Raw genomic sequence first — 21,242 nt, forward strand, 5'->3', positions numbered from 1 at the left:
AGAAGGAATTCTACTGGTTCTTGATCATCGGCCCGGCCGGGGCGCCGCCCAGCATGTGGAAGTGCAGGTGCGGCACCTCCTGCCCGCCGTTGGCGCCGGTGTTGGCGATGAGGCGATAGCCGGTGCCGTCGATGTTGCTGTCGCGCGCGATGCGGGCGACAGCGCGGTGCAGGGCGGCGATTTCCGCGTCGGAGGCGTTCTCGCCGAAGTCGGTGGCATCCTCATACTTGCCCTTGGGAATGACCAGCACGTGGACGGGGCGCTTGGGCTCGATGTCCTCGAAGGCGAGTACGTGGTCGTCCTCGTAGACCTTCCGGCAGGGAATGTCGCCCCGCAGGATCTTGGCGAACACGTTATTGTCGTCGTAGGCCATCGAATGCTCCCTTTAGCTTGAGTGCGCCCTGGCGCGATTGCGCCAGGGCTGCGTTCACGCGGCACGCAGCCTCACGCGCCTGACCGGCGCGGGGTCGTAGTCACGACCCTATTCGCCCTTGTCCGGTCGGTGACCGGACAAGGGCTCTCTACATAGGCTTGCCGTTCTTGGCGCGGGCGGCCTTTTCGGTCAGGCCCGAGACGCCGACGCGCTTGCCCAGTTCGGCATAGATACGATCGGGCGTGATGCCCTGTTCCGCCCACAGCACCATCAGGTGATAAAGCAGGTCCGCGCTTTCGGCCACCACGTCGTCGGGCGTTTCCGAGACGGCGGCGATGGCGCATTCCACGCCTTCCTCGCCGACCTTCTGGGCGATCTTCTTGCGGCCCTTGGCGAACAGCTTGGCGGTGTAGCTTGAGTCGGGGTCGGCCGTCTTGCGGCTCTCGATCACCGAAAACAGCTCGTCCAGGACGGCGGCGGAGGCGTCGTTGCTCATGGGGTGTCCGTTTTCTCAGTCGCGCACGGCCACGCCGGCGGCCTTCATGTGTGCCTTGGCCTCGGCGATGGTGTATTCGCCGAAGTGGAAGATGGAGGCGGCCAGGACGGCGGTGGCGTGGCCTTCCGTGATGCCGTCCACCAGGTGGTCCAGGGTGCCGACCCCGCCCGAGGCGATGACGGGGATGGACACCGCATCGGCCACCGCGCGGGTCAGCGGCAGGTTGAAGCCCTGCTTGGTGCCGTCGCGGTCCATGCTGGTCAGCAGGATTTCGCCGGCGCCCAACTCTTCCATCTTCTTCGACCATTCCACGGCGTCGATGCCGGTGGGATTGCGGCCGCCGTGGGTGAAGATCTCGAACTTGTCCGGCCCGACGGATTTCGCGTCGATGGCGACGACGATGCACTGGCTGCCGAACTTCTCGGCCGCCTCGCGCACGAAATCCGGGTTGTGGACGGCGGCGGTGTTGATGGACACCTTGTCCGCCCCGGCCAGCAGCAGCTTGCGGATGTCTTCGACCGTGCGCACGCCGCCGCCGACGGTCAGCGGCATGAAGCACTGCTCGGCCGTGCGCGCGACCACGTCATAGAGCGTGTCGCGCTTTTCGTGGCTGGCGGTGATATCCAGGAAGCAAAGCTCGTCGGCCCCGGCGGCGTCGTAGACGCGGGCCTGCTCCACGGGATCGCCGGCATCGCGCAGGCCGACGAAGTTCACGCCCTTGACGACGCGGCCGTCCTTCACGTCCAGGCAGGGAATGATGCGCATCTTGAGCATGACGTTTCCTTCGTCCGTACCAGCGTGCCTTTATAGCCACCAAGACACGAAGGACACCAAGAAGATGTGCTGGCGGTACCGACCTTTCCCAATGCGCCGGCATCGGGACCGGTTGATTGCGCCCGAAGGGCGCCTTCCTACGACCGCCGTCGACGCTGACGCGATACCGGCGCCGTCAGCGCGGTCTCTTGGTGTTCTTGGTGTCTTGGTGGCCTCGCCGCACCCCGTCTAGTCCTTCAGCACCGCAAGCGCCTCGCCCAGGTCGATGCGGCCGTCGTAGACGGCGCGGCCCGAGATGACGCCGACGATGCCGGTGTCGGCCTTCGCCTTGCACGCCTTCAGGTCGTCCAGCGAGGAGACGCCGCCCGAGACGATCACAGGCGTCGAAATCTTCTCCGCCAGGGCCGCGGTGGCCTCGACATTGGGGCCCGAGAGCACGCCGTCGCGGTCGATGTCGGTGTAGATGATGGCCGCCACGCCCGCGTCCTCGAACTTCATGGCGAGGTCGATGGCCGTGATCTCGCTGGTCTCGGCCCAGCCTTCCACGGCGACCATGCCGTCGCGGGCGTCGATGCCGACCGCGATGCGGCCGGGGTGGGCCTTGCAGGCGTCCTTGACCAGCTCGGGGTGGCGCAGCGCGACCGTGCCCAGGATCACGCGCTTAACGCCCTTTTCCAGCCACATGTCGATGGTGGCGCGGTCGCGGATGCCGCCGCCCAACTGCACGGGCATGTCGGACCCGGTGACGGCGAGAATCGCCTCCACGGCATCGGCGTTGACCGGCTTTCCGGCAAAGGCGCCGTTCAGGTCGACGACGTGCAGCCACTCGCAGCCCGCGTCCTTGAAGACGCTGGCCTGGTCGGCGGGAGACGTGTTGAAGACGGTCGCCTTGTCCATCTCGCCCTTGAGCAGGCGGACACAGGCACCGTCCTTCAGGTCGATGGCGGGAAACAGGATCATGGGGCCCAACGCAAGAAATTGGAGAGCAGCTTGAGGCCGGTGGCCTGGCTTTTCTCCGGGTGGAACTGGGTGCCGAACAGGTTGTCGCGGCCGACACAGGCGGTCAGCGTCTCGCCGTATTCGACGGTCGCCAGCCGGTGCGCCGGGTCGTGCGGCACATAGTGATAGCTGTGCACGAAGTAGGCGTGATCGCCCGGCGTGATGCCGTCGAACATGGGGTGTGCGCCGGGGTCGAAGACCAGCTCGTTCCAGCCCATGTGCGGCACCTTCAGCGCCGGGTCGCGGGGGTGGATGCGCACCACCTCGCCGGAGATCCAGTCCAGGCCGTCGGCGGTGCGGTGCTCCAGGCCCTTCGTGGCCATGAGCTGCATGCCGACACAGATGCCCAGGAACGGGCGGCCCTTCTCCAGCACGGTCTCGCGCAGGGCGTCCACCATGCCGGGCACGGCGTCGAGCCCGCGGCGGCAGTCGGCGAAGGCGCCGACGCCGGGCAGGACGATGCGGTCGGCCTCGCGCACGGCCTGGGTGTCGGCGGTGACCAGGACGCTCTGGGTGCTGCCGCTCTCGGCCACCGCGCGCTCCAGCGCCTTGGCGGCCGACCGCAGGTTGCCCGAGCCGTAATCGATGATCGCGACGGTCATGACGGTCCCTTGAACGGGGAAAAAACGCTGGTCTTGTAGCAGGAAGCGCCGGGCAAACAAAGCCCGTGGAGGCCAGACCGTTATTCCGCCGCCTCGCCGCCCGCGGCCTCGCCATCGGCCGGCAGGGTGACGATGAACCGCGCGCCCAGCACGGTTCCGATGTCGTCGCGGCGGTTTTCCGCGCGGATCGCGCCCCGGTGGGCCTCGACGATCTGCTTGGAGATGGACAGTCCGAGGCCCGAATGGGTGCCGAATTTCTCGCCCGCCGGACGTTCCGTATAAAAGCGGTTGAAGATGTCGCGCTCCTTGCCGCGTGGGATGCCGGGGCCTTCGTCCTCGACGGTCACCCGCACCCAGCCGTCGTCGCGGCGGGCGCGCACCGTGATGGTGCCGCCGGGCGGGCTGAAGCCGGCGGCGTTGCCCATGAGGTTGCGGAACACCTGCGCGAGCCGACCCTCCAGCCCCGGCACCACCAGCGTATCCCCCTTTGGCGCGTCCAGGACGAAGCGCGGCGCGCCGTCGGTGTCCGAGGCGTTGTGCAGTTCCACCAGCGTGTCCAGGATGGTGCCGAGCGCGACGGGCTCGGTCTCGGCCCGCGACAGTTCGGCGTCCAGGCGCGAGGCGTCGGAGATATCGGAAATCAGGCGGTTCATGCGCTGCACGTCGTCCAGGATGACGGCCATGAGCCGGCGCTGCTGCTCGGGGTCCTTGACGCGCGCGGTGGTCTCGACGGCAGAGCGCAGCGAGGTCAGTGGATTCTTGATCTCGTGCGCCACGTCGGCTGCGAAAGCCTCGATGGCGTCCATGCGCGCCCACAGGTCTTCGGTCATTTCGCGCAGGGACTGGGACAGGTCGCCGATCTCGTCCTTGCGGGCCGACAGGTCGGGAATCGCCAGCACGCGCCCCTTGCCGTGGCGCACGCGCTCGGCGGCCTGCGACAGGCGGGTCAGCGGCCGGGCGATGGCGGCGGCCAGGTAGAGCGACAGCAGAACGGTGGCGGCCAGCGTCACGGCCGACAGCTTGAGGACGGCAAGCCGCACCTCGAAGACGCTGCGGTCCACGTCGGCCGCACTCTTCTGCACCATGACGGCGCCGACGACCTGCTTGTAGTGCTGTACCGGCGTCGCGGCGGAAAGAACGAGCGTGCTGTCGCGGCGGCGGCGCACGGCGGTGCCCGATTCGCCCACTTCCACGGCGCCCACGACCTCGTCGTAATCGGAGGCGGTCTGGTCGGGGCGCTCGATGTAGGGCTGGACGTCCCGGCGGAAGGCGACCGAGCCGCGCAGCCAGTCATAGGCCTTGCGCAACATCCCCATGAGGGTGTCGGTGTCCTCCACCGGCGGCAGGTCGGACACCTGCACAAGGCCGCCGGCCCCCATGAGCAGGCGGCTGTCGGCGACCAGCAGGCCGTTGTGGTCGAACAGGCGCACCCGCATGCCGCCCAGGTCGGCCAGCCGGCGGACCATCTGGCGGGCCGGATCGTTGGCGATGCGGTGGGTGGTCATGGGGATCAGCGGCACGGCCTCGGACCCGCTGCCGCGCACTTCGACCGCGCCCTCGCCGACGGCGGCTGCGATAAGGTCCGCCTGGGTGCGCAGGGCCGTCAGTTCGCCGGCGACCAGGGCCTCTTCGTACTGATCCAGATAGAGCATGCCGAAGGCCAGCAGGGCCGGCGCCACCAGGTTCACGGCCAGGATGCGGCGGGTGAGCGGGCTCAGCCACGGGCGGCGGCGGCGCTGGCTGCGGCGCTGGGCGCGGGCGCGGCGGCGGGCGGCGCGACCGGTCAGGGCGGTGCCGTCACCGCCGGCGGAGTCGTCGGCGGCGCTGCCCTTGTTCCAGTCATCGCGGTCGGCGACGAGGCCCATGCGCAATCAGGCTTCCTTGTAGCGGTATCCCACGCCGTAGAGCGTCTCGATCTGCGAGAAGTCGCCGTCGACGGCGCGGAACTTCTTGCGCAGGCGCTTGATATGGCTGTCGATGGTGCGGTCGTCCACGTAGATGCTTTCGCCATAGGCGATGTCGATCAACTGGTCGCGGCTTTTCACGTGGCCCGGACGCTGGGCCAGGGCCTGCAGGATGAGGAATTCGGTGACCGTCAGGTCCACGCTCTCGCCCTTCCAGGTGACCATGTGGCGGGCCGGGTCGATCACCAGCTCGCCGCGCCTGATGGCGTCCGGCGCGGCCTCGGCGCCGGTTTCCGGGGCCCCGGCGCGGGCATCGGCGCGGCGCAGGACGGAGCGGATGCGCTCGATCAGAAGGCGCTGGCTGAACGGCTTCTTGATGTAGTCGTCCGCACCCATGCGCAGGCCCAACAGCTCGTCCACCTCGTCATCCTTGGAGGTGAGGAAGATCACCGGCATGTCGGTGTCCTTGCGCAGGCGCTGGAGCAGTTCCATGCCGTCCATGCGGGGCATCTTGATGTCCAGCACCGCCAGGTCGGCGGGCGCGCGTTCCAGGCCGTCCAGGGCCTCGGCGCCGTCGTTGTAGGTGGTGACCTTGAAGCCCTCGGACTCCAGCAGGATGGAGACCGAGGTCAGGATGTTGCGGTCGTCGTCCACCAGGGCGATGGTCTTGCTCAACGCCAGTCCTCCGCGAAATCATGCCGTGCGCCGCTCCGGGTGCGGCGGTGTTGCCACTTTTGGTCGCCCATTATGGCGAAAATGAAGCCTTGTGGGGGTTTTGTCGGCCGGCTTTTACGCGCCGGCGATAAAAATCGCCGGCGCTGCGTTCAATCGGCACGCCGCCTCACGCGCCATAAGGCGCGGCGGCCGGTCGGCCTTGCCGGGCGACGAGCCGTCGCTTTCATGTGCCCGACCGGACTCAAACATCAAGCACCGAAAGCGTCTGTCGCACCACGTCGTCCAGCGCGCGGGGATCGGCGTCGGCCTTGGACAGCACCCGCAGGCCCTGGACCATCGCCGTCAGGAAGCGGGCCAGTGCCCGCGGGTCCTTCCCCGGGTCGATCTCGCCGGTGTCGCGGGCCTCTGCCAGCAGGGTGTGCAGAGCCTCTTCGATATGCGCCAGGGCGCCCTTGACGCGGGCGGCGGCGGCCTCGTCGTGCGGGGCCAGTTCCACGGCCGTGTTGCCGATCATGCAGCCGCGCCGGTCGCCGTCGCGCACCTTGAGCGTGATGAAGCGCCGCAGGAAGGCCTCCAGCCGGATGCGCGCCGGGCGGCCGTCGTCCTCCAGGATCGCCAGCGCCGGGCGCATGCGCGTGTCGGCATAACGGTCGAAGGCGGCCAGGAACAGGGCGTGCTTGTCGCCGAAGGTGTCATACAGGCTGGACTTCGACAGCCCCATGGCGCGCGTCAGGTCGGCGAGCGACGTCCCCTCGTACCCCTTGGCCCAGAACAGGCCCAGCGCGGCCTCCAGGGCGTCGTCACGGTCGAAGGATCGGGTGCGCGGCATGGCAGTCTTCTGAAATGGTGCGATGAGCAGCGAAATACTGGTCCTAGATGTGGACCAGGTGCCCGGCTTCGCAAGACGCCACTACATGACGGCCAGCAGCAGGAATGGCAGCGTTGCGAAGGACAGCGCGGTGGAAATCACCACCATGCCCGCCACCTCGGCCGGCGCGGCGTTGTAGCGCACGGCAAACAGGTAGTTGAAGACGGCCACCGGCATGGCGCTTTCCACGATGACCACGCCGCGCGCGATGCCCTCCAGGTCCATCAGTTCCGCCACGCCCCAGCCGGCGGCGAAACCCAGCCCGAGGCGCAGGCACCCCAGCGCGGCGGAGCGCCCCAGCGTCTGCACGTGCAGACGTCCCAGCGACACGCCCAGCGTCAGCAGCATCAGCGGGATCGTCATGCCGCCCAGCAGCCCGATGGTGTTGTCGGCCCACTTGGGCAGCGTGACGTCACCGGCCATGAGGCCGAGCGCGATGATGACGGCGATGATGACGGGGCTGCGCGCCAGCTCTTTCGGCGAGAACCGGCCCGAGGCCACACCGATTCCCAACGTGAACTGCAGGACGATGAAGACCACGAAGTAGCCGATGGCGAGCGCCAGCCCCTCGTCCCCGAACGCAAACAGGCACAGCGGCAGGCCCATGTTGCCCGTATTGCCGAATGTCAGCGCCGGCAGGTAGGCCTGGAAGGACAGACCCGTCGCCTTCAGCACGATCGCCGAGACGACCACCGTCGCCGAGAGCGCCAGGAAGGCCGCCAGCGCCATCTCCGTCAGCGCCTCGGCGGACAGCTCGGCGTTCAGCAGGACGTCGATCACCAGGCAGGGCACGCCGATGTTGATGACCAGCATGGTCACCATGGGCGTGTCGAAGGTCTTGCCGCTCTTGCCCCAGCCATAGCCGATGGCCGCGATCAGGAACACCGGCGCGATGACCGAGAACAGGGTGGAAAAGACGTCCAGGTTCATGGGGGCGGAAAGGTCCTGATCGGCGGCAACAAGGGGGCCGAAAGGCTACCAGGGCACGGGGCGCGGGGGAAGCGGGCGGCGGCAATGGTCCCATAACGCGGTCAGGAATTGACACCCCGCGCGGGCAGGCGCACCTTGCCTGCATGACCACCAGGATGCACGTCACGACCGTGGCGGTGGAGGGGGTCGGGGTGTTGTTGCGCGGGCCGTCGGGAAGCGGAAAGTCCGATCTCGCGCTCAGGCTGATTGATGCCGGCGCCACCCTGGTCTCCGACGACTACACCGACCTCTATCTCCGCGACGGCGTGCTGACCGCTGCGGCGCCGGAAACCATTGCCGGCCTCATGGAGGTGCGCGGCGTGGGCATCGTGCGCCTGTGCCCGGAAACCGCGCCGCCCGCGCCGGTGCCCGTGGCCCTGCTGGTGGATCTGGTGCACGAGGCCGGCGCCGTGGAGCGCCTGCCCGATCCGCAGGCGGAGGCTCTGCTGCCGGACCATCCCGTGCGCCGCATCGTGCTCGACCCCTTCGAGGCAAGCGCGCCGGCCAAGGTTCGGCTTGCGGTCCGTATCGTCTCGGACGATAGTCTTTCCCCACAATGACCGAAGTGACGCAGCAGGATACACCAGCCGCCGCCGGCTCCCGGGCCCCGTCCTCCACGGCGGGGCGCGTCGTCGTGGTCACCGGCCTGTCGGGGGCCGGCAAGACCACGGCGCTCAAGGCGCTGGAGGACATGGGCTGGGAAGCGGTGGACAACCTGCCGCTCGCCCTGCTGGACGGCCTGCTGCACGCCGGCGGCGGCATTCGGCGTCCCCTGGCGCTGGGCATCGACGTGCGCACCCGCGACTTCGATGTCGACGGGGTCAAGCGCGTCATGGCCGCCCTGCGCGACGAGGACCACGTCGACGCCAACCTGGTGTTCCTGGACAGCGACACCGAGGTGCTGATGCGGCGGTTCACGGAAACCCGCCGCCGCCACCCGCTGGCCGTCGACCTGCCGCTGCTGGACGGCATCCAGCTGGAACGCCAGATGCTCAAGCCGCTGCGCGACGTCGCCGACGTGGTGATGGACACCACCCGGCGCCCCCCGCGCGAACTGCGGGCGGACCTGGAGACCAAGTTCGCGCTGGCGGCGTCGCCGGGCATGACGGTCTGCGTCACCAGCTTCGGCTTCCGCGACGGCCTGCCGCGCGACGCCGACCTGGTGTTCGACGCGCGCTTCCTGCGCAACCCCCATTACGTTCCGGAACTGAAGCCCTTCACCGGCGTCGACGCGCGCGTCGCCGCCTATGTGGAGGCGGACCCGGACTGGCCCGGCTTCTTCGACGGCATCACGCGGCTGGTGGCGCCGCTGCTGCCGCGCTACGAAGCCGAGGGCAAAAGCTACCTGACCATCGCCGTCGGCTGCACCGGCGGCAAGCATCGGTCGGTGTTCACGGTGGAACGGCTGGCGCGCTGGTTGCGCGACCGCGACGTGCCGGTCACCGTGCGTCATCGCGACGTCGACCCCCAGGCGCTGCCGCCGGGGCGGGATATGAGGGAAAGTCCATGATCGGTATGGTTCTCGTGACCCACGGCCGCCTGGCCGAGGAACTGGTGGCGGCGCTGGAGCATGTGGTCGGTCCGCAGGAGCAGATCAGCACCGTGTGCATCGGACCCGACGACGACATGGAGCAGCGCCGCGCCGACATCCTGGAGCGCGTTGCGCAGGTCGATACCGGCGCGGGAGTCGTTCTTCTGACGGACATGTTCGGCGGCACGCCGTCCAACCTGGCCATTTCCATCATGGACAAGGCCAAGGTGGAGGTGATCGCCGGCGTGAATTTGCCTATGCTTATAAAGCTGGCGTCGGTGCGCGGGTCCAAGGACCTGGCCGACGCCGTCGCCGCCGCCCAGGAGGCCGGGCGCAAATACATAAACGTCGCGTCAAAGTTGTTGACGCAGGAGTCGTGATCGTCATGGGGACCGTCCAGGAGATGCAGAAGCGCGAGGCAACGATAACGAACAGCCGCGGCCTGCATGCGCGCGCCGCCGCCAAGTTCGTCAAGCTCGCCGCCAACTACACCGCCGACATCACCGTCGTGAATCGGGGCCAGGAAGTGTCGGGACGCTCCATCATGGGGCTGATGATGCTGGCGGCCTCGCCCGGCACCACCATCGAGATCCGCGCCGCCGGCGACGATGCCGGGCCGGCGCTGGACGCCATCGTCCAACTGATCGACGACAAGTTCCATGAAGACTGACCGGTCGCCGCGCGAGGAGGTGCGGCATCGGGTGGGGCAGTCGACGGACAACGGGGGCGAACGGCGGGAGGAGCTGATGGCGGCGGAAACGCCGGGCAGCGGGACGGTGCGTCCCATGGAAATTCTGTCCGGGCTGGGTGTCGCGCCCGGCGTGGCGGTGGGTACGGTCTACCTGCACGAGGCGGGGGCCGTTCACGCGCCCGAATACCGCATCCCCGAAGGTCGAGTCGAATCGGAGCAGCATCGCTTCGCCGAGGCCGTCCACGCCGCGCAGCGCCAGCTTCACACCCTGCGCCGCCGGGCCGACCGCCTGCCCGGTGCGGCCGGCGAGGAACTGGGCTACCTGCTGGACGCCTACCACCAGATGCTGTCGAACTCGCGCCTGGTGCGCGGCGTGTCCAACCGCATTGCCGAGGAGCGGGTGAACGCGGAAGCTGCCGTGAAGAAGGAAATCGGCGACCTGATCGCCGCCTTCACGGCCATGGAGGACCGTTACCTGGCGGGTCGCGTCGCCGACATCCGCGACATCGGCCAGCGACTGGTGCGCAACCTGACCAAGTCGCCGTACCGGGCCTTCTCCGGCATCGGGCGCGACTCGGTGATCGTCACGCACGATCTGTCGCCAGCCGACACGGCGCTTCTGGACCCGCACACGGTGTCCGGCTTCACGACCGAGGTCGGCGGGGCCGACAGTCACACCGCCATCATGGCGCGTTCGCTGGGACTGCCGGCGGTGGTCGGCGTGCAGGACCTGACGCGCCGGGTGCGCCACGGTGATGCCATCGTGGTGGACGGCACCGTGGGGCAGGTGGTGCTCAACCCCGACGCCGACGCGCTGGCCGACTACCGCAAGCGGCGCGCCGACTTCCTGCGCCAGCGCCGGGCGCTCGACCGCCTGCGCGACGTGCCGGCGGTGACCCGCGACAACGTCCAGGTGCGCCTGCACGCCAACATCGAGCTGCCGTCGGAGCTTGAGGCCACCATGCACGCCGGGGCCGAGGGCATCGGGCTGTTGCGCAGCGAGTTCCTGTTCATGAACCGCACCGACATGCCCGGCGAGGACGAGCAGACGGCGCTTCTGCGCCAAGTGGTGGATGCCATGGACGGTCGGCCCGTCACCGTGCGCACCCTGGATGCCGGCGGCGACAAGCTGGGCTCGCTGGTGGGCGGGCGCATCGGCCCCAATCCGGCGCTGGGTCTGCGGGCCATTCGCCTGAGCCTGGCCCGCGTCGACCTGTTCGAGACCCAGCTGGCCGCCATTCTGCGCGCCTCGGCCTACGGGCCGGTGCGCATCCTGCTGCCCATGATCAGCGCGCCCGACGAGTTGACGCAGGCGCGTGCGGTCATGGACCGGGTGGTGCGCCGGCTGCAGAGCCGCCGGGTGCCGCTGCCCGACCCGCTGCCGCCGCTGGGCGTGATGATCGAGGTGCCGGGCGCGGCGCTGGCGGCCGATGCGCTGGCGCACCACGCCGACTTCTTCGCCATCGGCACCAACGACCTGACCCAGTACACGCTGGCCATCGACCGCACCGACGACTCGGTGGCGCACCTCTACAATCCGCTGCATCCGGCGGTGCTGCGGCTGGTGCAGTTCGCCGGCGAGGCCGCCAACCGGGCCGGCATCCCCGTTTCCATCTGCGGCGAGATGGCCGGCGACCCGCGCCTGACGGCGCTGCTGCTGGGCCTGGGGTTCCGCGAGTTGTCCATGTCCTCGACCAATATCCCGCGGGTCAAGCAGCGCGTCTGCCAGCTTGCCATCGCCGAGGCGGCCCGCCGCGCCATGGCGGTGATGACCGAATGGGACCCGGCGCGCATCGGCGCCCTGCTGGACGACTTCAACGCCACGCTGGAATAGGGGCCGGGCGCCGTCACAGGGCATGGCAGGACAAGCGGCTTCCGCCTCGCATGGGCGGAAGCCGCTTGCGTTCGGGCATCGCCGCGTCCGGCAATCGCATAGCCATATAAAGATATCTTTATATCCCTCTTGCCAATGCCGGGCGGGGAAGATATACAGCCTCCAGGTTTTTCCGGCAGGGACACCGGCGCGCCCGTGCGGCCCCGCCCTGCCACGCATTCAAGCTTGGAGGGCTCCATGACGTTCACCGACTACAAGGTCAAGGACATCTCGCTGGCCGATTGGGGCCGCAAGGAAATCGCCATCGCCGAGACCGAGATGCCGGGCCTGATGGCCCTGCGCGAGGAGTACGGCCCGTCGCAGCCGCTCAAGGGCGCGCGCATCGCCGGCTGCCTGCACATGACCATCCAGACCGCCGTGCTGATCGAGACCCTGACGGCGCTGGGCGCCGAGGTCCGCTGGTCGTCGTGCAACATCTTCTCGACCCAGGACCAGGCCGCCGCCGCCATGGCCGCCGCCGAGATCCCGGTGTTCGCCTGGAAGGGCATGAACGACGAGGAGTTCTGGTGGGCCATCGACATGACCATCGAGGGTCCGAACGGCTGGCGCCCCAACATGATCCTGGACGACGGCGGTGACCTGACCCAGGTCATGCACGACAAGTTCCCGGGCCTGCTGGACGACGTGAAGGGCCTGTCGGAAGAGACCACCACGGGCGTCCACCGCCTGTACGAGATGGCCAAGGCCGGCACGCTGAAGGTTCCCGCCATCAACGTGAACGACAGCGTCACCAAGTCCAAGTTCGACAACCTGTACGGCTGCCGCGAATCGCTGGTGGACGGCGTCAAGCGCGCCACCGACGTCATGATCGCCGGCAAGATCTCCGTGGTCTGCGGCTACGGCGACGTCGGCAAGGGGTCGGCCGAATCGCTGCGCAGCCAGGGCGCGCGCGTCCTGGTGACCGAGATCGACCCGATCTGCGCCCTGCAGGCCGCCATGGAGGGCTACGAGGTCACCACCATGGAAGAGGCCGCCTCCGTCGGCGACATCTTCGTGACCACGACCGGCAACAAGGACGTGATCACCATCGACCACATGCGGGCCATGAAGGACCGCGCCATCGTCTGCAACATCGGCCACTTCGACAGCGAGATCCAGGTCAGCGCCCTGCGCAACTACACCTGGCACAACGTCAAGCCGCAGGTGGACGAGGTTGAGTTCCCCGACGGCAAGCGCCTGATCCTGCTGGCCGAAGGCCGCCTGGTGAACCTGGGCTGCGCCACCGGCCACCCCAGCTTCGTGATGTCGGCCTCCTTCACCAACCAGGTGATGGCCCAGATCGAGCTGTGGAACCACGCCGACAAGTACGAGAACCAGGTCTACGTCCTGCCCAAGAAGCTGGACGAGAAGGTGGCCGAGCTGCACCTCGCCAAGCTGGGCGTCAAGCTGACGACCCTGAGCCAGGACCAGGCCGACTACATCGGCGTGCCGGTCAACGGCCCGTACAAGCCGGAGCACTACCGCTACTAAGGTGGCGGCATAAATCTGGAAAAGGGGCGCCCTGCGGGGTGCCCCTTTTTCATTCGCGGGTCGTTCCTCACATCCTCTGCGACGTGGCACCGTTCGGCGGCGGCGGCTTCCTTCGGACCCGGCGGCGGCGCCCGCGCGTTTCTTCCCGACGTGATCGAAATCACCACGGAGGACGCCAGATGACGCCCATCTACGATTCCAGAGGCCACGCCACCGCCTTCGTCGCGCCGCGCGGGCACATCGTCTCGCGCACCGGCCGGTTCCTGGGGCGGATCACGCGCGGCGGCAACGTGCATGACCTGAAGGGCCGCCACGTCGGCTGGTGGCAGGACGGCCACATGAAGGGGCACGACGGCGGCGTCATGGGCTGGACCCGCGACGCACGCGCCCTGCCGGTCACCACGCCCATCCTGGGCGACCCGCCGCTGGCGCCGGGGCTGGGGCTTTCGCCGACGCCCGCCATCAACGACACGCCGCCGATCAAGCCCGAGAGCAAGTTCGCCTGGAGCCGCTACGGGATTTGACGGCCGTCACCGACGCCCCAGCAGACGCGACGCCTCCGCCGCCACGCGCTCGACGATGGCGGCGGCGGGCTCGGCGCGGGCGAGGGATGCCGCCTGGCCGCTCCACACGCTGTTCCAGCGGGCATCACCCATGCGGGCTGCATGACTGCGCAGGGGCTTGGTGAGGCCGTTGGGAAGGGGGTAGGGCGGAATGCGCCCCGCCGCGTCGGCCTCGGCGTATGCCTCCGTCACGGGGGTCCGCAGGCCGCGCGCCCGACGGCCGGAGAACGCGCGGGTCAACGTCGTTGCGTCGTCGGCGGCCTCCGCCAGCGCCGCCTTCGACGCATCGTTGAGCGGGCATTCGGCGGCGCGCAGGAAAGCGGTGCCCAGCGCCGCCGCCTCCGCCCCCAGCACCAGTGCGGCGGCAACGCCGCGGCCGTCGCCGATGCCGCCGGCGGCGATGACTGGGATGTCGACGGCGTCCACCACCTGTGGCACCAGGGCCAGTGTCCCCACAAGGTCGCCTTCGCCGCGGGGGCCGGTGAAGCCGCCGCGGTGGCCGCCGGCCTCGAACCCTTGCGCGGTGACGGCGTCGAAGCCGGCCGCCTCCGCCGCGCGCGCCTCGGCGACCGTCGTGACGGTGGCGATGGTGAAAACGCCGGCGGCCTTCAGCCGCTCCATCAGGGCCGCCTCGGGCAGCCCGAAGGTGACCGAAATCACCGGCGCCCCGCCCGCCAGCGCGGCCTCCAGCTGATCGGTGAAGCTGGGCGGCTCGGGCGCCTCGGCGGGCGGCGGATCGGTCAGCCCGGCTTGGTCATGCAGGCGGCATAGCGTGTTGCGGTAGGCCTCCAGCGTCGCAGGATCGGCTGCCGGCGGCGGCTCCGGCGGAGGCGCGAAAAGGTTGACGGCGAAGGTGCCATTGGTGCCCGCGCGGATGGCGGCACAGGCCGCGGCGATCCTTTCGGGCGCCAGGTAGGCCGCGCCCAGTGATCCCAGGCCGCCGGCCGAGGATACGGCGGCGACCAGGCCCGGACTTGCGGGTTCCCCGGCCATGGGCGCCAGCGCGACAGGGTGGCGCAGGCCGAGTCGGGCGAGCAGGGATTGGCGCGTGGGCATCTGGCGAAGCTCCTTCCTGTCCGGGAGCCCCAGGAGATCAGCGCGTGCGGATGCGGTCCAGGTCCATTGATCCCTTGCGGCGGCGGGCCTCGGCGGCGACCTCGCGGTCGACCACCATCTTCCCGATGGGGAACAGGCTGATATACGCCAGCTTCAGGTGCTGCAGGGCGAACGGAATGCCGATGATGGTCAGCGCCAGGCCGATGGCGGCGGTGACGTGGCCGATCGCCAGCCAGATGCCGGCCAGGACGAACCAGATGATGTTGCCCACCGTGCCCAGCGGGCTGGTGCCGATGTCGTCCCGCCCCGTCACCTCCGACCGGTCGATGGCCTCGCGGCCGAAGGGCCACAGATTGAAGGCGCCAATTGTCACGCAGGCGCGCGCCCAGGGCAGGCCGACGATGGTGATCGCCATGATGACGGCGCCCAGGAACCACAGCAGCGCGGTGACAAGGCCGCCGCCCAGGATCAGCCAGAGGATGTTGAGGATCAGGCGCATGGTGCGTGTGGTCTCCTGGTTGTCTGCTGCCGCGGCGGATTGAGCATGGAGCCCCGGCGCGCGCCGGTCCAATGACCGTTCGACGCGCGCCGGGGCAGGGGGACGGATCAGGCGCCCGCCGGGGCCACGCCCAGTTGCATGACCTTGGCGAGCCGCTTGCCGAAGGCCACCGGATCGGTCGGGGCCTCGCCCTCGACGATGCGGGCCTGATCGAGCAGCAGGAAGCCCAGGTCCTCAAGCTCCGGCGACGGGCCGGACTTGGCCTTGGCCGCCATGTGCTTGATGAGCGCGTGGCCGGGGTTGATCTCCAGCACGCGCGGGGTTTCCGTGTCCTTCTGCTGGTGGGCGCGCAAGAGGCGCTCCAGGTGCATGGGCATGTCGCCTTCCTCGGCCACCAGGCAGACGGGGCTTTCCGTCAGGCGGTCCGACGGGCGGACGTCCTTCACCTTTTCGCCGAGCGTCGCCTTCAGCACGGTGATCAGGCCGTCCAGGTCCTCCTTCGGCGCCTCGTCGGCCTTCTGCTCCTCGTCCTTGGCCTCTTCGGACTCGGCCTTCTTGATATCCTTGAGGTCGGCCCCGCCGGCGGCGACGGACTTCAGCGAGAACTCCTTGTAGGTGGGCATGTTGGCGACCCAGAACTCGTCGATCGGGTCGGTCAGCAGCAGCACCTCCACGCCCTTGGCGCGGTAGCCTTCCAGCAGCGGGCTCTGGGCGATGGCCTCGCGGTCGTCGCCGGTGATGTAGTAGATGTGCTTCTGCCCTTCCTTCATGCGCGATGCATAATCGGCGAAGGAGTGCAGGCCGTCGCCGTGGGTGGTGTGGAAGCGCAGGAGGTCGGTGAGCTTGTCGCGGCGCTCGTGGTCCTCGTACATGCCCTCCTTCAGCACGGCGCCGAAGGTCTCCCAGAAGGTGGCGTAGGCCTCGGGCTCGTTCTCCGCCTTCTTCTTCAGCTCGCCCAGCAGCTTGTTGACCAGGCCGTTCTGGATCTTGCGCAGCAGGGGGTTGTGCTGGAGCATCTCGCGGCTGACGTTCAGCGGCAGATCGGGGCTGTCCACCACGCCGCGCACGAAGCGCAGCCACGCCGGCACCAGGCCCTCGCAGTCATCGGTGATGAACACGCGGTTCACATAGAGCCGCACATGCTGCTTGCGGTCGGGCTGGAACAGGTCGAAGGGCTTCTGGCTGGGGATATACAGCAGCCCCGTGTACTCGATGGCGCCCTCGGCCTTGTAGTGCAGCGTCAGCCACGGCTCGTCGAAGGCGTGGGCGACGTGGTGGTAGAATTCCTTGTACTGCTCGTCGCTGATCTCGTTGCGCGGGCGGGTCCACAGCGCCGACGCTTCGTTCAGCGTCTGGGGTTCCTCGTCGCCCTGCTTGAGCAGCACCGGGATGGCGATGTGGTCGGAGTAGGTCTTGACCACGTGGCGCAGGCGGAATTCCTCCAGGAATTCGTCCTCTTCGGGCTTCAGGTGCAGGGTCACGGTGGTGCCGCGCGCAGCCCCCTCGTGCTCGGCCACCGTGAAGCTGCCCGTGCCGTCGGACACCCACCGCCAGCCGTGGGCATCGCCGGCGCGGCGGGTGATGACCTCCACCGTGTCGGCGACCATGAAGGCGGAATAGAACCCGACGCCGAACTGGCCGATCAGCGAAATGTCCTTCTTCGAGTCCCCCGTCAGGTTCTTCAGGAATTCGCCGGTGCCCGAGCGCGCGATGGTGCCCAGGTTCTCGATCAGGTCCTCGCGGTTCATGCCGATGCCGTTGTCGGCGACCGTCAGGGTGCGGGCTTCCTTGTTCGGCGTCAGGGTGATGCGGAACTCGGGATCGTCGGCGATCAATTCGGGCTCGGTGATGGACTGCCAGCGCAGCTTGTCGCAGGCGTCCGACCCGTTGGAGATCAACTCGCGCAGGAAGATCTCCTTCTGCGAGTACAGCGAGTGCACGACGATATCCAGCACCCGCGCGACCTCGGCCTGGAAACTCAGCTTCTCTTCGGCCATCTGTGGCGACCCTCTGGTTTTCTCTGTTTCTCCGATGAGCGCCGGCCCGCCGGACGGCGGCGGCGAATGGCGGCAAGATATGGGGAAAAAGGGGCCACCTGCGCAAGCACCGGATGCAAAGGGGCGCGAAGGCGCCCATGGGCACCGCGCAACGGAACCGGCAAGGCGCATCCAGCGTCCCCTTTCAATGCCGTCGAAGACTCGTGGCGCCACCATAGGCGGAAAATCGGTGGTTTTAGGCATCCTGGCCGTTGCTCGGGCGCCCTGGAACCGTTATGAATTCCGCCTTACGGTCGCCGGAGGGGGCGGCCCCGTCTTTTTTCAGAACCCACGGCTGATGCCTATACCTGCCGGCCGTGAGATTGATCTAGGAGAGGTTTATGCAGGTTCCCGTGCAGATCTCCTTCCACGGCCTCGAGCATTCCGATGCGGTCGAGGAGCGTGTTCGCGAGAAGGTGGCCAAGCTGGAGCAGTTCAACAAGGACCTGGTGGGCTGCCGCGTGGTGATCGAACAGCACCACAAGAACACGTCCAACCAGCACCACAAGGGCGAGCCGTACCACATCACCATCAACCTGAGCGTCCCGGGCGACGAACTGGTGGTGAAGCGCGACCCGAAGGACCCGCACGTGCACGAGGACATCGGGGTCGCCATCCGCGACGCCTTCCAGTCCATGGAGCAGCAGCTCAAGACCTGGATCGGCAAGCAGCGCGAGAACGACCGGACTGCCCACAAGTCCGCCTAAGCCGCTGGAGCGCCGGCACCGCCGGCCGCGCCGCGCACTGACCGCGTCCGACCGCCACCCGGCGGCGGGCGCGTTCGTGTTTTGGCGGTGGGTCGTCACCATCCTTTCACACGCCACGCCGGTGTCCCCCGCTTGCAATCGCCCCCCGTTCGCCCGATGTTGCGGCTATGAGCGGCTATTCCTCCGGGGCCCGGATCACCGCCGTCCTTGGCCCCACGAACACCGGTAAGACCCACCTCGCCATGGAGCGGATGATGGGTCACGCCACGGGCATGATCGGTTTTCCGCTGCGCCTGCTGGCGCGCGAGAACTATGACCGGGTCGTCAAGGCCAAGGGGCCGCACCGCGTCGCCCTGATCACCGGCGAGGAAAAGATCATCCCGCCCAACCCGGCGTGGTGGATCTGTACGGTCGAATCCATGCCGCTGGACCGCCGCGTGGATTTCCTCGCCGTCGATGAAATCCAGCTCTGCGCCGACCCGGACCGCGGCCACATCTTCACCGACCGCCTGCTGCGGGCGCGGGGGATGCGGGAGACCATGTTCCTGGGCTCGGAGACCATCAAGCCGCTGATGCACAAGCTGGTGCCCGGCTGCGAGTTCCAGACCCGCCCGCGCCTCAGCCAGCTGAAATACGCCGGCCCGAAGAAGCTCACCCGCCTGCCGCGGCGCGCGGCCATCGTCGCCTTCTCGGCCGCCGACGTCTACGCCATCGCGGAACTGGTGCGCCGCCAGCGCGGCGGTGCCGCCGTGGTGCTGGGCGCCCTCAGCCCGCGCACCCGCAACGCCCAGGTGGACATGTTCCAGGCCGGCGAGGTCGACCACCTGGTCGCCACCGACGCCATCGGCATGGGCCTGAACATGGACGTGGACCACGTCGCCTTCGCGGCGCTTCGCAAGTTCGACGGCCACAGCCCGCGTGCCCTGACGGCGCCGGAAGTCGCCCAGATCGCCGGCCGTGCCGGGCGCGGCATGAACGACGGCACCTTCGGCACCACCGGCGATGCCGGCACCATAGATCCCGAGATCGTCGAGCGGGTGGAGAACCACGAGTTCGCGCCCCTGCGCGGCCTCTATTGGCGCAACGCCAACCTGCGGCTGACGTCCATCGACGCGCTTCTGGCCTCGCTGCGCATGCCGCCGCCGGAAGCGGGCCTTGTGCGCCCGCGCCGCCCGGCCGACGATCATCTGGCGCTGGAGGCCCTGGCGCGCGACACTGAAATCCGCGATCTGGCGCGCGGCCATGCCCGCGTGCGACTGCTGTGGGACGTCTGCGGCGTGCCGGACTTCCGCAAGGTCATGCCGGAAAGCCACTCGCGCCTGCTGGGCCAGATCTACCGCCACCTGACCGGGCCGAAACGGGTCATTCCGACGGACTGGCTGGCCGGGCACATCCGGCAGGTGGATCGTGTTGACGGCGACATGCACGCGCTGGTGGACCGCATCGCCTCCATCCGGGTGTGGACCTACATCGCCCATCGCGGCGACTGGATCGACGCGCCCAAGGAGTGGCAGGAGCAGACCCGCGCCATCGAGGACCGCCTGTCCGACGCCCTGCACGACCGCCTGACCAAGCGCTTCGTGGACAAGCGCACCTCGGTGCTCGCCCGCGCGCTGCGGGACGACAGCCCGCTGTTGCCCGAGGTGTCCAAGGACGGCGGCGTGCTGGTGGAGGGTCACAGCCTGGGCCGCCTTACGGGCCTGCGCTTCATTCCCGAACGCGGCGAGAGCCGGGCGGCCGATCGCGCCGTGATGAACGCCGCCGGCAAGGCGCTCCGCCGCGAGATCGCCGACCGCGTGGAGACCATCGCCGCCGACACCGACGACGCCTTCGCCCTGGACGACGACGGCAACGTGCTGTGGCGCGGCGAGCCGGTGGCGCGCGTCATCGCCGGGCCGCAGCCCTGGCAGCCGTCGGTGGAGGTGCCGTTTGACGAAATGCTGGAGGGTGACGCCCGCGAGAAGGTCAGGCGCCGCGCCGCCGACTGGCTGAAGGCGCACGTCGCGCGCGTGCTGAAGCCGCTGTGCAAGGCCCTGGAGGCGCCGCTGACGGGCGCGCCGCGCGGGCTGGTCTTCCAACTGGCGGAGGGGCTGGGCTCGCTGCCGCGCGGCGTGGTGGACAAGCAGGTCAAGGCGCTGGCGGACAAGGACCGCAAGGCCCTGGCCCGCCTCGGCATTCGATTCGGCGTGGAAACGGTGTTCCTGCCCGCCCTTCTGAAGGCGGCGCCGCAGCGCCTGCGGGCACGGCTGTGGGCGGCGCGGTTCGGCGCCGTCGTGCCCGCCCTGCCCGAGGGGCGCACGAGCCTGCCGGTCGATGCCGACGCGCCGTCGGGCTTCTACGAGGCCGTCGGGTTCCATGTGTTGGGAGACAAGGCGGTGCGCGTCGACATGCTGGAGCGGTTCGCCGCCGAATTGCGCCGCCTGGCGCGCGAGAAGGTCTCCACCCTGCCGCCCGACCTGCTCACGCTGCTGGGCGCGACGGTGGACGAGGCGCCGGCCGTTCTGGAGGCACTGGGGTACGAGGCGCAGGCGACGGAAGAGGGCATCACCTTCAAGCAGATCCCCCGCCGCCGGCCCGAGCGCGCGGGAAAAGGCCCGCGGCGCGGCAAGGCCGCCGCCAAAGGCAAGGGCAAGCGCCCGCCCGGCCAGGGCCGCCAGCCCTCGCGCAGGGACATGGAGGACAGCCCCTTCGCGGTCCTGCGCGACCTTGTCACCATCACCGCCTGACGTATTCGCGGATACCGCCCATGACCGAGAGCCCCGCGCCGTCCATCCGCCTCGACAAGTGGCTGTGGCACGCGCGTTTCTGCAAGACCCGCTCGCTCGCCCAGAAATGGTGCGCCAGCGGCCAGGTGTCGGTAAACGGCACCTCCATCCACAAGCCCGCGACCAGCGTGAAGCCGGGCGACGTGGTGAGCTTCCTCTCCGGCCCCTACCGCCGCACGGTGGTGGTGCAGGCTCCGGGAGAGCGGCGCGGCCCGGCGCCCGAGGCCCAGACCCTCTACGACGAGCCCAACCCGCCGGAGAAACAGACCGACGACTTCATGCCCCACCGCCCGCGCGGCATGGGCCGCCCGACCAAGAAGGACCGTCGCGCCATGGCGGCGTTCAAGGATGACGGGATGAGCGGGTGAGG

The 21,242-nt window shown here is 68.9% G+C and carries 22 protein-coding genes; 10 read left to right on the plus strand and 12 right to left on the minus strand.

The window, feature by feature from the left end; all coding sequences use genetic code 11:
• Nucleotides 1–10 precede the first annotated feature (10 nt).
• From LG334_RS02090 to LG334_RS02130, 9 genes are all read right to left on the minus strand, one after another.
• Nucleotides 11–373: a histidine triad nucleotide-binding protein gene (locus LG334_RS02090; protein WP_404382843.1), complete on the minus strand. Its 363-nt coding sequence runs from the start codon at nucleotides 371–373 to the stop codon at nucleotides 11–13.
• A gap of 148 nt (nucleotides 374–521) precedes the next feature.
• A complete protein-coding gene (locus tag LG334_RS02095; RefSeq protein WP_404382845.1) occupies nucleotides 522–869 on the minus strand; it encodes a phosphoribosyl-ATP diphosphatase in 348 nt (115 codons plus the stop codon).
• A gap of 15 nt (nucleotides 870–884) precedes the next feature.
• Nucleotides 885–1,643, minus strand: a complete 759-nt coding sequence (gene hisF / locus LG334_RS02100) for an imidazole glycerol phosphate synthase subunit HisF (RefSeq protein ID WP_404382847.1) — start codon at nucleotides 1,641–1,643, stop codon at nucleotides 885–887.
• A gap of 228 nt (nucleotides 1,644–1,871) precedes the next feature.
• The gene (gene hisA / locus LG334_RS02105) at nucleotides 1,872–2,603 is read right to left on the minus strand and encodes a 1-(5-phosphoribosyl)-5-[(5-phosphoribosylamino)methylideneamino]imidazole-4-carboxamide isomerase (RefSeq protein ID WP_404382849.1); all 732 of its coding nucleotides are present in this window, start codon (nucleotides 2,601–2,603) and stop codon (nucleotides 1,872–1,874) included.
• Nucleotides 2,600–3,244 carry an imidazole glycerol phosphate synthase subunit HisH gene (gene hisH / locus LG334_RS02110; protein WP_404382851.1) on the minus strand — a complete coding sequence of 215 codons (645 nt, stop codon included), beginning with the start codon at nucleotides 3,242–3,244 and terminating at the stop codon, nucleotides 2,600–2,602. Before hisH ends, hisA begins: the two co-directional genes overlap by 4 nt.
• 80 nt (nucleotides 3,245–3,324) lie before the next feature.
• Nucleotides 3,325–5,109, minus strand: coding sequence for a stimulus-sensing domain-containing protein (locus tag LG334_RS02115; RefSeq protein WP_404382853.1), 1,785 nt, complete (start codon nucleotides 5,107–5,109; stop codon nucleotides 3,325–3,327).
• 6 nt (nucleotides 5,110–5,115) lie between these two features.
• A complete protein-coding gene (locus tag LG334_RS02120) occupies nucleotides 5,116–5,823 on the minus strand; it encodes a response regulator transcription factor (RefSeq protein WP_404382855.1) in 708 nt (235 codons plus the stop codon).
• 241 nt (nucleotides 5,824–6,064) lie between these two features.
• Nucleotides 6,065–6,652 carry a TetR/AcrR family transcriptional regulator gene (locus tag LG334_RS02125; protein ID WP_404382857.1) on the minus strand — a complete coding sequence of 196 codons (588 nt, stop codon included), beginning with the start codon at nucleotides 6,650–6,652 and terminating at the stop codon, nucleotides 6,065–6,067.
• Between the two features lie 81 nt (nucleotides 6,653–6,733).
• Complete coding sequence (locus LG334_RS02130; protein WP_404382859.1) at nucleotides 6,734–7,621, minus strand: AEC family transporter; 888 nt, start codon at nucleotides 7,619–7,621, stop codon at nucleotides 6,734–6,736.
• Nucleotides 7,622–7,764: 143 nt separating this feature from the next.
• On the opposite strand from LG334_RS02130, the gene LG334_RS02135 reads away from it, so the two are divergent.
• The 7 genes from LG334_RS02135 (at nucleotide 7,765) to LG334_RS02165 (ending at nucleotide 13,770) form a co-directional block, all read left to right on the plus strand.
• Complete coding sequence (locus LG334_RS02135) at nucleotides 7,765–8,220, plus strand: HPr kinase/phosphorylase (protein ID WP_404382861.1); 456 nt, start codon at nucleotides 7,765–7,767, stop codon at nucleotides 8,218–8,220.
• Entirely contained in the window at nucleotides 8,217–9,170 is a 954-nt protein-coding gene (gene rapZ / locus LG334_RS02140) for an RNase adapter RapZ (RefSeq protein WP_404382863.1), read from the plus strand. The genes LG334_RS02135 and rapZ overlap by 4 nt, the downstream gene beginning before the upstream one ends.
• Complete coding sequence (locus tag LG334_RS02145; protein ID WP_404382865.1) at nucleotides 9,167–9,571, plus strand: PTS sugar transporter subunit IIA; 405 nt, start codon at nucleotides 9,167–9,169, stop codon at nucleotides 9,569–9,571. The genes rapZ and LG334_RS02145 overlap by 4 nt, the downstream gene beginning before the upstream one ends.
• Before the next feature lie 5 nt (nucleotides 9,572–9,576).
• On the plus strand, nucleotides 9,577–9,861 hold the full coding sequence (locus LG334_RS02150) for an HPr family phosphocarrier protein (RefSeq protein ID WP_404382867.1): 285 nt from the start codon (nucleotides 9,577–9,579) through the stop codon (nucleotides 9,859–9,861).
• Nucleotides 9,862–9,937: 76 nt separating this feature from the next.
• Nucleotides 9,938–11,716 (plus strand): phosphoenolpyruvate--protein phosphotransferase, encoded by a 1,779-nt coding sequence (gene ptsP, locus LG334_RS02155; protein ID WP_404386456.1) that lies wholly within the window; start codon nucleotides 9,938–9,940, stop codon nucleotides 11,714–11,716.
• A gap of 237 nt (nucleotides 11,717–11,953) precedes the next feature.
• Nucleotides 11,954–13,246: an adenosylhomocysteinase gene (gene ahcY, locus LG334_RS02160; RefSeq protein WP_404382869.1), complete on the plus strand. Its 1,293-nt coding sequence runs from the start codon at nucleotides 11,954–11,956 to the stop codon at nucleotides 13,244–13,246.
• 179 nt (nucleotides 13,247–13,425) lie between these two features.
• Nucleotides 13,426–13,770 carry a 4-fold beta flower protein gene (locus LG334_RS02165; RefSeq protein ID WP_404382871.1) on the plus strand — a complete coding sequence of 115 codons (345 nt, stop codon included), beginning with the start codon at nucleotides 13,426–13,428 and terminating at the stop codon, nucleotides 13,768–13,770.
• Between the two features lie 6 nt (nucleotides 13,771–13,776).
• On the opposite strand, the gene LG334_RS02170 is transcribed toward LG334_RS02165, so the two are convergent.
• The 3 genes from LG334_RS02170 to htpG all read right to left on the minus strand — a co-directional run bounded on the left by LG334_RS02170 (nucleotide 13,777) and on the right by htpG (nucleotide 17,361).
• The gene (locus LG334_RS02170) at nucleotides 13,777–14,865 is read right to left on the minus strand and encodes an NAD(P)H-dependent flavin oxidoreductase (RefSeq protein WP_404382873.1); all 1,089 of its coding nucleotides are present in this window, start codon (nucleotides 14,863–14,865) and stop codon (nucleotides 13,777–13,779) included.
• Between the two features lie 37 nt (nucleotides 14,866–14,902).
• The gene (locus tag LG334_RS02175) at nucleotides 14,903–15,364 is read right to left on the minus strand and encodes a YccF domain-containing protein (protein ID WP_404382875.1); all 462 of its coding nucleotides are present in this window, start codon (nucleotides 15,362–15,364) and stop codon (nucleotides 14,903–14,905) included.
• A gap of 107 nt (nucleotides 15,365–15,471) precedes the next feature.
• The gene (gene htpG, locus LG334_RS02180; protein WP_404382877.1) at nucleotides 15,472–17,361 is read right to left on the minus strand and encodes a molecular chaperone HtpG; all 1,890 of its coding nucleotides are present in this window, start codon (nucleotides 17,359–17,361) and stop codon (nucleotides 15,472–15,474) included.
• 380 nt (nucleotides 17,362–17,741) lie between these two features.
• On the opposite strand from htpG, the gene LG334_RS02185 reads away from it, so the two are divergent.
• The 3 genes from LG334_RS02185 (at nucleotide 17,742) to LG334_RS02195 (ending at nucleotide 21,240) form a co-directional block, all read left to right on the plus strand.
• The gene (locus tag LG334_RS02185) at nucleotides 17,742–18,107 is read left to right on the plus strand and encodes an HPF/RaiA family ribosome-associated protein (RefSeq protein ID WP_404382879.1); all 366 of its coding nucleotides are present in this window, start codon (nucleotides 17,742–17,744) and stop codon (nucleotides 18,105–18,107) included.
• Nucleotides 18,108–18,274: 167 nt separating this feature from the next.
• Entirely contained in the window at nucleotides 18,275–20,833 is a 2,559-nt protein-coding gene (locus tag LG334_RS02190) for a helicase-related protein (RefSeq protein WP_404382881.1), read from the plus strand.
• 20 nt (nucleotides 20,834–20,853) lie between these two features.
• Nucleotides 20,854–21,240, plus strand: coding sequence for an RNA-binding S4 domain-containing protein (locus LG334_RS02195; protein WP_404382883.1), 387 nt, complete (start codon nucleotides 20,854–20,856; stop codon nucleotides 21,238–21,240).
• Nucleotides 21,241–21,242: the final 2 nt, after the last annotated feature.

The organism is Caenispirillum salinarum, assembly GCF_044803115.1.
In the GTDB taxonomy this organism is placed as follows: Bacteria; Pseudomonadota; Alphaproteobacteria; order Rhodospirillales; family Rhodospirillaceae; genus Caenispirillum; species Caenispirillum salinarum_A.

Coding starts and splice junctions, on each gene's coding strand:
- hisA (WP_404382849.1), bottom strand. CDS start 2,603: ATGATCCTGTTTCCCGCCATCGACCTGAAGGACGGTGCCTGTGTCCGC.
- LG334_RS02175 (WP_404382875.1), bottom strand. CDS start 15,364: ATGCGCCTGATCCTCAACATCCTCTGGCTGATCCTGGGCGGCGGCCTT.
- hisF (WP_404382847.1), bottom strand. CDS start 1,643: ATGCTCAAGATGCGCATCATTCCCTGCCTGGACGTGAAGGACGGCCGC.
- LG334_RS02185 (WP_404382879.1), top strand. CDS start 17,742: ATGCAGGTTCCCGTGCAGATCTCCTTCCACGGCCTCGAGCATTCCGAT.
- LG334_RS02145 (WP_404382865.1), top strand. CDS start 9,167: ATGATCGGTATGGTTCTCGTGACCCACGGCCGCCTGGCCGAGGAACTG.
- rapZ (WP_404382863.1), top strand. CDS start 8,217: ATGACCGAAGTGACGCAGCAGGATACACCAGCCGCCGCCGGCTCCCGG.
- hisH (WP_404382851.1), bottom strand. CDS start 3,244: ATGACCGTCGCGATCATCGATTACGGCTCGGGCAACCTGCGGTCGGCC.
- LG334_RS02170 (WP_404382873.1), bottom strand. CDS start 14,865: ATGCCCACGCGCCAATCCCTGCTCGCCCGACTCGGCCTGCGCCACCCT.
- ahcY (WP_404382869.1), top strand. CDS start 11,954: ATGACGTTCACCGACTACAAGGTCAAGGACATCTCGCTGGCCGATTGG.
- LG334_RS02135 (WP_404382861.1), top strand. CDS start 7,765: ATGACCACCAGGATGCACGTCACGACCGTGGCGGTGGAGGGGGTCGGG.
- LG334_RS02190 (WP_404382881.1), top strand. CDS start 18,275: ATGAGCGGCTATTCCTCCGGGGCCCGGATCACCGCCGTCCTTGGCCCC.
- htpG (WP_404382877.1), bottom strand. CDS start 17,361: ATGGCCGAAGAGAAGCTGAGTTTCCAGGCCGAGGTCGCGCGGGTGCTG.
- LG334_RS02195 (WP_404382883.1), top strand. CDS start 20,854: ATGACCGAGAGCCCCGCGCCGTCCATCCGCCTCGACAAGTGGCTGTGG.
- LG334_RS02090 (WP_404382843.1), bottom strand. CDS start 373: ATGGCCTACGACGACAATAACGTGTTCGCCAAGATCCTGCGGGGCGAC.
- LG334_RS02115 (WP_404382853.1), bottom strand. CDS start 5,109: ATGGGCCTCGTCGCCGACCGCGATGACTGGAACAAGGGCAGCGCCGCC.
- LG334_RS02130 (WP_404382859.1), bottom strand. CDS start 7,621: ATGAACCTGGACGTCTTTTCCACCCTGTTCTCGGTCATCGCGCCGGTG.
- LG334_RS02095 (WP_404382845.1), bottom strand. CDS start 869: ATGAGCAACGACGCCTCCGCCGCCGTCCTGGACGAGCTGTTTTCGGTG.
- LG334_RS02165 (WP_404382871.1), top strand. CDS start 13,426: ATGACGCCCATCTACGATTCCAGAGGCCACGCCACCGCCTTCGTCGCG.
- LG334_RS02150 (WP_404382867.1), top strand. CDS start 9,577: ATGGGGACCGTCCAGGAGATGCAGAAGCGCGAGGCAACGATAACGAAC.
- LG334_RS02125 (WP_404382857.1), bottom strand. CDS start 6,652: ATGCCGCGCACCCGATCCTTCGACCGTGACGACGCCCTGGAGGCCGCG.
- ptsP (WP_404386456.1), top strand. CDS start 9,938: ATGGCGGCGGAAACGCCGGGCAGCGGGACGGTGCGTCCCATGGAAATT.